We start from the raw sequence: 11,554 nt of genomic DNA on the forward strand, positions 1-11,554 counted from the left end.
AGCGTTTCGCCTAGAACGGTGCGGGGCACTCGAAACGCAGGCGTTCACCGGTTTGTGGGTGGGTGAAACTCAGCATGCTCGCGTGCAGGCACAGGCGTGGCCAGGCGGCCAGCGCTTGCTCGTGGGCGTAGAGGCCGTCGCCCAGCAGCGGGTGGCCGATGGAGAGCATGTGCACGCGCAACTGATGGGAGCGGCCGGTGATGGGGGTCAGTTCAACCCGGCACCAGTCACCGCAACGTTCCAGCACGCGCCAGAACGTCAGAGCGTTTTTGCCGAACTCGTGATCCACCACATGGCGCGGCTTGGTCGGCGGGTCGTAGCGCAGGGGCAGGTCGATGCTGCCGCTGTCCAGTTCCGGCTGGCCCCAGCACAGTGCGGTGTAGGCCTTTTCCGTTTCGCGGTCGTGAAATTGCCGGGACAATTCGCGATGCGTGTCCGGGTCTCGGGCCAACAAAATGATGCCGGAGGTTTCCCAGTCCAGGCGATGGACGATGCGGGCTTCCGGGTAGCCGTTTTCCTGCAGGCGGGTAATCAGGCAATCCTTGTTGTCATCGGCCCGCCCAGGGACGGAGAGCAGCAAGGTGGGTTTGTTCACCACCAGTACGGCGGCGTCCTGATGGATGATGTGAATGTTGGACAGCGGCATTAAAACAGCCTCGTAACAAACGCCAACGGCGACTCGATCACGTGGACGCCCTTTCCCTGTAGGAGCCAGCTTGCTGGCGATAGCATCAACGCGGTGTATCAGTTACACCGGGTTGCCTGCATCGCCAGCAAGCTGGCTCCTACAGAAAAGGGCTGCCCAAGTCACCGAGCCGCCGTGGCTCCAGCCGGATCGACTCAGCGATCTGGCAGGGTGATATTGAGTTCCAGAATCGAGCAGCTACCCTGGTTTTCCAGGGCGACATGCACGTCATCGGACCCGATATTGACGTACTTGCGGATGACTTCGACCAGCTCTTTCTGCAAGGCTGGCAAGTAATCCGGCGTACTGCGTTGGCCGCGTTCATGCGCCACGATGATCTGTAGACGCTCTTTCGCTACCGAGGCGGTACTTGGCTTCTTGTTAGCACGAAAGAAGTCAAAAATGTTCATTACCGGCCTCCAAACAGACGCTCAAAGAATCCTTTCTTCGTTACATCGAGAAACCGATGCTCCACGGTTTTGCCCAGCAAGCGATCGACGGCATCGCTGTACGCCTGACCGGCGTCGCTCTGATCGTCGAGAATCACCGGCACGCCGGAGTTGGACGCCTTGAGTACCGCTTGGGACTCTGGAATCACACCCAGCAGGGTCACAGCGAGAATTTCCTTGACGTCTTCGACGCCGAGCATCTCGCCATCGCTGACGCGTTGCGGGTTGTAGCGGGTCAGCAGCAAGTGTTCCTTGATCGGGTCTTCGCCGTTCTCAGCGCGACGCGACTTGCTGGCCAGCAGGCCCAGCATACGGTCCGAGTCACGCACCGAGGAGACTTCCGGGTTGGTCACGACGATCGCTTCATCGGCGAAGTACATGGCCAGGTGCGCACCTTTCTCGATACCGGCCGGGGAGTCGCAGACCACGAATTCGAAGTCTTCCTTCAACGCCATCAGGACTTTTTCCACGCCTTCGACGGTCAGCGCGTCTTTGTCGCGAGTCTGGCTGGCGGCCAGTACGTAGAGGTTTTCCAGGCGTTTGTCTTTGATCAGGGCCTGTTGCAGGTTGGCTTCGCCGTTCACTACGTTGACGAAGTCATACACGACGCGACGTTCGCAACCCATGATCAGGTCGAGGTTACGCAAACCAACGTCGAAGTCGACGATAACTGTTTTGTGACCGCGCAGTGCGAGGCCGGTACCGATAGCGGCACTGGTGGTGGTCTTACCCACACCACCCTTGCCGGATGTAACCACGAGAATCTTGGCCAAGGTGTTTCACCCCTAAGGAAAAAGGACATTTAGCCCCTGAAAAACATCTCTGGAAAAACGACTGCAGTCGGACAGCTTGGCTGGAATCCGGTCCTGAACCGCGCTTACCGCCGGTAAACACTGCTTTTGGCCTTTTTCCTACTTCGTTTGAGCCGTTTTCGCTACGTTTTAGAGATGCTTGGAAAATGCGGCAGTATCCGTTAAAGCCGAATGATGTTCAACACATCGCCCGACAGGCTGACCTGTACGCCCGCGCCCCACAAAGGGTCGCGACGCAGATCTTCCGAAACCTTGTAGTGGCCTGCGATGGAGACCAGTTCAGCGCTCATTTGCTGACAGAAAATCCTGGCTTTCTTGTCGCCTTTGACCCCGGCCAACACTCGACCGCGCATCGGGCCGTATACATGGATGTTGCCGTCGGCGAGAAGTTCCGCCCCCGGGCTGACCGACGAGATCACCACCAGATCGCAACCCTGGGCATAAATCTGCTGGCCGCCGCGCACGGGTGAGGTAATGATTTTCGTCGGTTTGATCGTCGGTTCAGGCGGTTTTTCCGGTTTTTTCGCAACGACCCCTTCGAGCGGGTCCAGCGGACGTTCGCGGGCGCCGGACGGCGGCAGCACCGGCAGGTCGACCGCGATGGCGGCGGCGATGTCTTCGATACGGCTGGCACGGATCGCCAGGGTGCGCAGGCCATGCTGGCGGCAGACGCGCATCAGCCCCGGCAGGTCCACGGCGCCTTCGCTGGCCGGGAGCTTGTCCAGGGCCAGTACCAGCGGCGCGTTGCTGAAGAAGCCTGGCGCCTGGGCGACCTTGGCGGCCAGTTGCCGATCAAGGTTCTCAAGGTCGTTACGGGCCAGCTCCAGCACGGTAATGGCGAGCATGCTGCCCTTCAACTGGAACACGGGATCCTGGTCTTGCGGTTCTGTTTGGCTCATGGTCGGCATACAACGGCTTGTCACTAAAAGTGCCGAGACTTATAACGAGAACGCTCGCGAGCCGCAAGCCGGGTCGAACGATGTAGAATGCGCGGCCATTGTCTTTCCGGAACCTTTAATGGATCGCCCGCGTTTTCGAAAAACATTTCTTATGCCGCGTTTCTGGCCGCTGTGGTGTGGCTTGGGGCTGTTGTGGCTGATTGTTCAATTGCCATATCCGGCGTTGCTGTCTATCGGTCGGGCCCTCGGTGCGCTGATGTATCGCGTGGCGGGCGACCGACGGCGCATTGCCAGGCGCAATCTGGAACTGTGCTTCCCGGAAAAATCCGCTGCCGAGCGCAAGCGCCTGCTCAAGGAAAACTTTGCCTCCACCGGCATCGCCTTCTTTGAAATGGCCATGAGCTGGTGGTGGTCGCGCGAGCGCCTGGCCAGGCTGGCCCACGTCGAAGGGCTGGAGCATCTGAAAAAAGCCCAGCGCGAAGGCAAAGGCGTGATTCTGATGGCCGTGCATTTCACCACGCTGGAAATCGGCGCGGCGCTGCTCGGTCAGCAGCACACCATCGACGGCATGTACCGCGAGCACAAGAACCCACTGTTCGATTACATCCAGCGCAATGGCCGCGAGCGCCACAACCTCGACTCGCTGGCCGTCGAGCGTGAAGACGTGCGCGGCATGCTCAAACTGCTGCGCGCCGGCCGGGCGATCTGGTACGCACCGGATCAGGACTATGGCGCCAAGCAAAGCATCTTCGTACCGCTGTTCGGGATTCAGGCCGCGACCGTCACCGCCACCAGCAAGTTTGCGCGGCTGGGCAAGGCGTTGGTGGTGCCGTTCACGCAAGAGCGCCTGGCGGACGGCAGCGGTTATCGACTGGTGATCCATGCGCCGCTCGAAGGTTTCCCCGGCGAGACCGAAGAGGCCGATTGCCTGCGGATAAATCAGTGGGTCGAAGGCGTCCTGCGCGACTGCCCGGAGCAATACCTCTGGGCCCATCGCCGCTTCAAGAGCCGTCCGCCGGGCGAACCCAAGCTGTACGCCAAGCGCGGTTGAATCACCGATCCCTTTGAGCACCAAGGAGTGTTGCGATGAGTCCTGCTGAACCGGTTACAGGGTTGATTCTTTCCGGCGGCGGGGCCCGGGCGGCCTATCAGGTCGGCGTGCTGGCGGCGATTGCCGAGCTGTTGCCGGTGGGCGCGAGCAATCCGTTTCCGGTGATCGTCGGCACTTCGGCGGGGGCGATCAACGCCGTCAGCCTCGCCAGCGGGGCGATGGATTTTCAGGGTGCCATCGAGCGACTGACCGCCTTCTGGCAGGGCTTTCGCAGTCATCTGGTGTTGCGCAGTGATTGGCCGGGGGTGATCCGTCAGGCCAGCCGGTTTGTCAGCCACAGCTTGCTCGGCATTGGCGCTCAGGTGCCGGTGGCTCTGCTCAACAGCTCGCCGTTGCGCGGGTTGCTCAATGACAAATTGCACATGGCCGGCATCGCCGAGGCCATCGCGCAGAAGCAATTGCAAGCCGTGGCGGTCACCGCGTTTGGCTATGAATCCGGACAGGCCGTGACGTTCTATGAGGGCGGCGGCACCATCGACGCCTGGTTGCGTCATCGGCGAATTGGCATTCCCACGCAGTTGACCGTCGAGCACTTGCTTGCCAGCTCCGCCATCCCGCTGCTGTTCGCCCCGGTAAAAATCGGCGAAGAATATTTCGGCGACGGCGCGGTGCGTCAATCGGCACCGATCAGCCCGGCCCTGCACCTGGGCGCCAGCCGCGTGCTGGTGGTGGGCGTCAGTGGCAACCCCCGCGGTGTCGACCCGGAGCAACCACTGCAACGCGCCTACACCGGTCAGCAGCCAACCCTGGCACAGATCGGCGGGCACATGCTCAACAGTACGTTCATTGACAGCCTGGAAAGCGACATCGAACTGCTGCAACGTCTGAACCAGTTCAGCCACCTGATGCCCGCCGGCCCGCCAACCCGCGCGCTCGGCGTGGCGCCGGTGGAGGTGTTGGTGATTTCGCCGAGCCAGCCGATTGATGAGATCGCTGCGCGACATCGCCAGGAACTGCCAGCAGCGCTGCGTCTGTTTCTGCGCGGACCGGGGGCGACCAAGACCAGCGGGGCGGGGGTGTTGAGTTATCTGCTGTTCGAGGCGGGTTATTGCAGCGAGTTGATTGACCTGGGGCGGCGCGATGCGTTGGCCAAACGCGAAGAGTTGTGTCGGTTTCTTGGGCTTTCGGTGCCGGAAACCGTTTGAACTGTCAATTGTGACAGTAGACGCTCAAGCCTTTATTCAATCAGATTGAAACCCTCAGGCAGAGGGTTGGGCGATGGCTGCTGCACTATGGATTGATGCTCATACGCCGACACTGACGGTGGTGGATGCGCGCGGGTTGACTGTGCGAAATGTCGCTTACTGTCGTCATCCGCAGAACACATTGACTGATACGCGCATTACCCGAAGCCACTTCGATCCGGTCGGACGGCTTTTCGCTTCCTGGGACCCGCGCTTGTGGGGAACGGCGCCGAAGCCCAATCTTGAACACACCTCTGATTTGCAAGGCCGGGCTCTGCTGATAGACAGCGTGGATGCCGGTTGGCAGCTGAGTTTGATCAATCAAGCGGATGCGATCGGCTCGTTCTGGGACGGCCGCGGTGGACAGCGTCACAGCGAATTCGATGAACTTCAGCGTCCGGTCGCCATTACCGAACATACGGCGCATGAGCTGCCGCGGGTTTCCGAACGTTTTGCCTATGGCGATGCCAGTGACGAGCTGGCGACCCATAACCAGTGTGGCCAACCGATCCGCCATGATCATCCGGCCGGCAGGCGCAGCCTGTGCGAATACGGTGTGGGTGGCTCGTTGCTGGCGGAGCAGACGCGTTTCCTGCGCGATCTGGAGTTGTCGGATTGGTCGTCCGAATTCGCCGAGGCGAGACTGGAAGACGAGGTGTTCGAAACGACGCAACAGTACGCTCCGTCGGGGGAGATGCGCAGTCAGACTGACGCCATGAGTAACGTCAGATCGTTCGCTTACGACCGGACCGGCCAGTTACGTGAGTCTCGATTGAAACTGGCAGGTTCTTCAGATGAACCGCGCCTGCTGGTCAGTGACATTCGCTACGACGCTTTTGGCAGGAGCCTCAGCGAACGGGCTGGCAACGGCGTCATCACCACCTCCCGATACGCCGACGAAGATGGGCGCCTCCTGCAATTGCAGTCCTGCGATGCCGATGGCCAGCCGCTTCAGGATTTCAGATATGCCTATGATCCTGTGGGCAACATCATCCGCCTCGAAGACAAGGCGCGGTTGACGTGCCATTTCAACAATCAGCGAATCGATCCGATCAGTTGCTATGTCTACGACAGTCTCTATCAACTGATCGAAGCCAGCGGTAGCGAAGTCAGTCAGCCCAGCCATGGCCCCGCATTGCCGACGTGGCAAACCACGCCGCTGGATCCCAACCAACTGCGCAACTACTTTCAGACCTTCAACTACGACGCCGCCGGTAACCTGCAAACTCGCCATCACAGTGGTGCAGAAACTTTCGAGATGTTTACCGCTTTAACCAGCAATCGCAGTGTTGCGGATAAAGAAGGTCTGGCTGACGGTTTCGATGCCAACGGCAATCAACTGGAGTTATTGCGCGGGCAAAGGATGAGCTGGGACATTCGCAATCAGTTGAGCCAAGTGACGCTGGTCAAACGTGACGACGGCCCTGACGATACCGAGTATTACTGCTACGACAGTCCCGGGCATCGTTTGCGAAAGGTCCGACTCACTTTGTCTGCGCGTCGCACGTTGCGCTCCGAAACGCGCTACTTGCCGGGGCTGGAAATTCATCGTGACACGGCCACGGGTGAGGAGCGGCACGTGGTCAGCGTCGAGGCCGGGTGCATCCAGGTGCGCGCCTTGCACTGGGTCACGACACCATCGCGCAATATTCCTGACGATCAGTTACGTTTTTGCCTGAGTGACCATTTGAACTCCAGCACCCTGGAGTTGAATGAACAGGGCGGCGTGCTGAGTCGGGAGGTTTATTACGCGTTTGGCGGGACGGCGTTGTGGGCGGGTGCCAGCGAGATTGACGGCAAGTACAAGACTATTCGTTATTCGGGTAAGGAGCGGGATGCGACGGGGCTTTATTATTATGGGTATCGGTATTACGCGCCGTGGTTGCAGCGGTGGGTAAGCCCAGACCCTGCGGGAGTTATTGATGGTCTTAATGTATTTATGATGACCTTCAATAATCCGATTAATTGGATGGATTCGCTAGGCAAAAATGCAGTCCCCACGATCGCTCATTTCTATTGGGATGGCGGAAATATTCCGTCCCTGTTTCTACGTAACATACTAATGTTCAAAAATCTGAACTCGGAATATCAGGTGCACGTGTGGGCGCACAAGGACTCGTACATTTTTGATACGTTAGCTGATATGAAAGAGGGTGTGGATCCAGTTGATCGTGAATTGGCGTATCGCGAAGGGTACGCCCTAAATATAGCCTCACCCCAGGAGTTGTTCAGAGACTTGGCGGAAGTTTATGCGAACGCTGCCTATATCGAAGGAATTTACTCGCGTGAAAGTAATGGCCCCTACAAAAATCTCGCAGCAGCCAGTGACGTTGTGGAATTGGCAGCGACCTACGTAAAAGGTGGCGTCTACATGGATGTAGACATTGCTGTTGCGGGACCGATTGGGACACTGAATGCTGCAAATGGCTTTTTAGCGCATATAGAGGGGCCGATGACTTCAAATGCGGTTATTGCGGCCACCCCGGAATCGTCAATTGGAGCACAGCTATTGGATAGGGTTCTCTACGAGTACTCTGACGAGTCGGCGGCTCGGTTTGGAAGGGAAAATTTCGGATGGAGTCAGAAACGAAGTTCAGCAGAAGAAGGAATGTTCAATCGCCTCAAGTTGACGCTGTTTATGTCAGGGCCCGCGATGATTGCCGAATTTGTCCAGGGGCGGATAAACGGCCCCGCGATTGATACTAGCCAATACGCGGTTTCCAATGGCATGTTCTTTGGTAATGCTGCTCGGCCACAAGGTCAGGAGTTGGAGGAGCGTGATATGTCCAGCATGTTTTTTGGTGGTTATCGCCGAAATATCGACGAAGGCGGCGCTTGGGTAAAGGTGACGCCTGGTCGTAGAGCATCAGTCGCATAAATGAACCAACCTGCCCATTTGCGCAGGTTGGTTTCTGGTGAATGTCAGAAGTGGAACTTCACCAAAAAGCTCGTGGTGCTCTGATCAGTCTTGAAGTACTGGCTGTCTTCAATCCCGTACTTATCTTTCCAGTAGTCGTACTCCACACCCACATACAACTGCTTCTCGCCAATGTTCAGCGCTTTACCCAAGTCGTATTTGACCTGCGGGTTGAAGTGCAGGTTGGCGTGGTAAGTGCCTTTGGAGTTGGAATCGTTGTCGACTACCCAGTCCATGAAACCATCGATCAGGATGTTCGAGTCGCCCACCGGAATGGTGTACGACCAGACCGGGGTGATCTGCCAGACGTTGTCGCCCGCACGACTGCCTTCGGTTTGACGCTGGTAGAAGTTCAGCTGGAAGTAGTCGAAACCGGGAATAGCCAGGTCGAAACCCGGACCGATCAGGTAGGACTCGGTATCGCCTTCACCAAACTCGTAGGTCATGGCGAGCAATACGTCTTTGACCGGGCCGAATTCGATTTTCTGGTCGAAGATCTTGCCGAACGACAGGCGTGGGCTGATCTCGCCGTAGTAGGTGTTGGAACCGACGCCGCTGTCATCCTTGCCGTTGTAGAAGATCTTGTCGACGAACAGGAAGTTATCCCCATATTTCCAGCCGTCGACGTGTTCGAAGGTCACAGTCTGCTGAATGCGCGGGTTGACCTGGAAGTCCTTGCCATACAGGTAGGTCAGGCTGTTGTTCTGCCATTGCAGCAAGTCGCCAGCCATCGCCTGGCCCCCGGCCAGCAATGATCCCGCCAGCATCAGGCTAGTGCACGTACGTTTCATTCGGTTGCTCCCAAAAAGTAGGTGTTCCACGTTATTTTTTAAGGTCGGCGCTCTGGTGTGGCGCCTTTTTCTTTAGCGTTAAAAAATCATCCAATCGGTCAGCTTCAGTGCTGTTAGCAAGAGCTGCGCCAAGGCTTTCGAAAAGCAAAAAAACTCCCGCTCGGCGGCTCAAGAACCGTCGATTGAGAGGGGTGTTGGAATGCCTTGATACCGTCCAGGGCCGGGATAAGTTGGCTTTCTGGTCAGGAATTAAATCCGGGCTTTTTTTTAAAGCGGATTCGGGCGGCCGCGGAGAATACTGACTCCAAGGCCTGGTCTCAAGTGCCCCGCAACAGCGCACCGACGACAGGTTTGGGGCACGGTTGCGGGTCATCTTAAAAGTGCACCTTCACCAGCAGGCTGGTGGTGTTTTCGTGGGTGTCGAGGTTGGCGTTGTTTTCCACGCCGTACTTGTCTTTCCAATAGCTGTACTCGACGCCGACATACACCTGTTTCTCTCGCCAGCCCAAGGCTTTGCCCACGTCGTATTTGATCTGCGGGTTGAAATGCAGGTTGGCGTGATAGGTGCCGCGCGAGTTCTGGTCGTTGTCCACGACCCAGTCGAGGTAGCCGTCGATCAACAGGCTCGAATTGCCCACCGGGACGGTGTAGGACCAGGCCGGTGTGATCTGCCAGACGTCATCGCCGGGACGCGAGCCTTCGGTCTGGCGATAGTAGAAGTTCAAGGTGAAAAAGTTGAAGCCCGGTACGGCGAGGTCGAAACCGGGGCCAATCAGATAGGCCTCGCTGTCGTCTTCGCCATTCTCGTAGGTCATGGCCAGCAACACGTCCTTGATCGGACCGAATTCGAAACGGCGATCGAGGATTTTGCCGAAGGAGAGGCGTGGGCTGAATTCGCCGTAATAGGCGTGAACACCTTTATTCCGGTCTTTCTCGCCGTTGTAGTAGGTGCTGTCGACGAACAGGAAGTTGTCGCCGTACTTCCAGCGGTCGGCGTGTTCGAAGGTGATCGTCTGCTGAATCGACGGATTGATCGCGAAATCCTTGCCGTACAAATAGCTCAAGCTGTTGGTCTGCCACAGCAGTAAATCGCCGGCCATGGCTTGGGTTGCGGCGAGCAGGCCACCGCTCAACAGCAGGTTTTTCTGTGTCCAAATCATCTGTTGCTCCCTCTTGTTTTTATTTTTGCAAGGCGCAGGCAGCCCCCAACCCTTGTAGGAGCAGGCTTGCTGGCGACGAAGTCAGAACATCCAACATTGATGTCGTCTGACACGCCGCCTTCGCCAGCAAGCCGGCTCCTACAGGGTTCGTGCGTTGCTGACTTAATGTGAGTGGGCGTGGCAGTCGTTGATCGCGGCGCGTTCTTTGCCGCCGAGGATGTTGAACAGCAGGTTCAGCGTCAGCGCGCTGAGCGTTGCCATGGCGATCCCGCTGTGAGTGATCGGGCTCATCCACAACGGCAGGTGCGCAAAAAACTCCGGACGCACCACTGGAATCAGCCCCATACCGATGCTCACCGCCACCAGCAATTGGTTGCGACGGTCACCGATGTCGGCTTCTTGCAGAATCTTGATTCCAGTGGCGGCGACCATGCCGAACATCGCAATTGCTGCGCCGCCGAGCACGGCAGGCGGAATCGAGGCCACCAGGAAGGCGGCTTTTGGCAGCAGGCTCAACACCACCAGCAACCCACCGGCGACGATGGTCACCGAGCGGCAGCGCACACCGGTCATCTGCACCAGGCCGATGTTCTGCGCGAATGAAGAGTGGGTGAAGGTGTTGAAGAAACCGGCGAAAAACGACGCGCCGGCATCGCACAACAAACCGCGACGCAGCATCCGCGGGCAGACTTCCTGGCCGGTGATTTTGCCCAGCGCGAGGAACATCCCGGTGGACTCGACGAAGATGATCACCACCACCAGGCACATCGACAGAATCGGTGCGAGCTCAAACTTCGGCATGCCGAAGTGCAGCGGGGTGACGATCTGCACCCAGGGCGCCTGGGTCATGCCGCTGAGGTCGACCATGCCGATCAAGCCGCAGATCACGTAACCGAGGCACATGCCGATCAGCACGGAAATGTTGACCCAGAAACCGCGCATGAAGCGATGGACCAGCAGGATCGTGCCCAGCACCAGCGCGGCGATGGCCAGGTAAATCGGTGAACCGAATTGAGTGGCGCCGGCACCGCCGCCCGCCCAGTTGACGGCCACGGGGAACAGCGACAAACCGATCGAGGTGATGACCGTGCCAGTCACCAGCGGCGGGAAGAAGCGCACGACTTTGGACATGAACGGCGCGATGAGCATGCCAAAGAACCCGGCGGCGATGGTCGCGCCGAAGATGCCCTGCAGGCCGATGCCAGGCATGCCGGCCATGGCGACCATGCTGCCGACGGCGGCGAAACTGGCGCCCATCATCACCGGCATGCGAATGCCCATCGGGCCGATGCCCAGTGATTGAACGATAGTGGCGATGCCGGCCACCAGCAGGTCGGCGTTGATCAGGAAGGCGATTTCTTCACGACTCAGGCCAGCGGCCTGTCCGATGATCAGCGGCACCGCGATGGCTCCGCCGTACATCAGCAAAACATGTTGCAGACCGACCAGGATCAGTTGCAAAAGGGGCAAACGCTGAATGGCGGGTGCGTCGGGGATGCGCGCTTGGGATAGCTCGGACATGCAACACCTCGGATCTTTTTTATTC

At 58.3% G+C, this 11,554-nt stretch carries 10 protein-coding genes; 3 read left to right on the forward strand and 7 right to left on the reverse strand.

Annotated elements, in window-relative coordinates; translation table 11 throughout:
• Positions 1 to 10: 10 nt before the first annotated feature.
• The 4 genes from ACI77H_RS07740 to minC form a co-directional block, all read right to left on the reverse strand.
• Complete coding sequence (locus tag ACI77H_RS07740; protein ID WP_150631076.1) at positions 11 to 646, reverse strand: RluA family pseudouridine synthase; 636 nt, start codon at positions 644 to 646, stop codon at positions 11 to 13.
• Between the two features lie 194 nt (positions 647 to 840).
• Positions 841 to 1,095 (reverse strand): cell division topological specificity factor MinE, encoded by a 255-nt coding sequence (minE, locus tag ACI77H_RS07745; RefSeq protein WP_007944431.1) that lies wholly within the window; start codon positions 1,093 to 1,095, stop codon positions 841 to 843.
• The gene (minD, locus tag ACI77H_RS07750; RefSeq protein WP_028624193.1) at positions 1,095 to 1,907 is read right to left on the reverse strand and encodes a septum site-determining protein MinD; all 813 of its coding nucleotides are present in this window, start codon (positions 1,905 to 1,907) and stop codon (positions 1,095 to 1,097) included. Before minD ends, minE begins: the two co-directional genes overlap by 1 nt.
• 200 nt (positions 1,908 to 2,107) lie before the next feature.
• Positions 2,108 to 2,845, reverse strand: a complete 738-nt coding sequence (minC, locus tag ACI77H_RS07755) for a septum site-determining protein MinC (RefSeq protein ID WP_407011314.1) — start codon at positions 2,843 to 2,845, stop codon at positions 2,108 to 2,110.
• A 118-nt stretch (positions 2,846 to 2,963) separates the two neighbouring features.
• On the opposite strand from minC, the gene ACI77H_RS07760 reads away from it, so the two are divergent.
• From ACI77H_RS07760 to ACI77H_RS07770, 3 genes are all read left to right on the forward strand, one after another.
• On the forward strand, positions 2,964 to 3,896 hold the full coding sequence (locus ACI77H_RS07760) for a lipid A biosynthesis lauroyl acyltransferase (RefSeq protein ID WP_407011315.1): 933 nt from the start codon (positions 2,964 to 2,966) through the stop codon (positions 3,894 to 3,896).
• A gap of 35 nt (positions 3,897 to 3,931) precedes the next feature.
• Positions 3,932 to 5,101, forward strand: a complete 1,170-nt coding sequence (locus tag ACI77H_RS07765; RefSeq protein WP_407011316.1) for a patatin-like phospholipase family protein — start codon at positions 3,932 to 3,934, stop codon at positions 5,099 to 5,101.
• 73 nt (positions 5,102 to 5,174) lie between these two features.
• Positions 5,175 to 8,018, forward strand: a complete 2,844-nt coding sequence (locus tag ACI77H_RS07770; protein WP_407011317.1) for an RHS repeat-associated core domain-containing protein — start codon at positions 5,175 to 5,177, stop codon at positions 8,016 to 8,018.
• A gap of 44 nt (positions 8,019 to 8,062) precedes the next feature.
• Here the strand turns inward: ACI77H_RS07770 and ACI77H_RS07775 are convergent, their stop codons facing one another.
• From ACI77H_RS07775 to ACI77H_RS07785, 3 genes are all read right to left on the reverse strand, one after another.
• Positions 8,063 to 8,848, reverse strand: a complete 786-nt coding sequence (locus ACI77H_RS07775) for an outer membrane protein OmpK (protein WP_407011318.1) — start codon at positions 8,846 to 8,848, stop codon at positions 8,063 to 8,065.
• A 374-nt stretch (positions 8,849 to 9,222) separates the two neighbouring features.
• Positions 9,223 to 10,008 (reverse strand): outer membrane protein OmpK, encoded by a 786-nt coding sequence (locus ACI77H_RS07780; RefSeq protein ID WP_407011319.1) that lies wholly within the window; start codon positions 10,006 to 10,008, stop codon positions 9,223 to 9,225.
• A gap of 162 nt (positions 10,009 to 10,170) precedes the next feature.
• Positions 10,171 to 11,529, reverse strand: coding sequence for a nucleobase:cation symporter-2 family protein (locus ACI77H_RS07785; protein ID WP_407011320.1), 1,359 nt, complete (start codon positions 11,527 to 11,529; stop codon positions 10,171 to 10,173).
• Positions 11,530 to 11,554: the final 25 nt, after the last annotated feature.

Origin of the sequence: Pseudomonas sp. O230 (assembly GCF_045447035.1) — a bacterium.
GTDB lineage: Bacteria > Pseudomonadota > Gammaproteobacteria > Pseudomonadales > Pseudomonadaceae > Aquipseudomonas.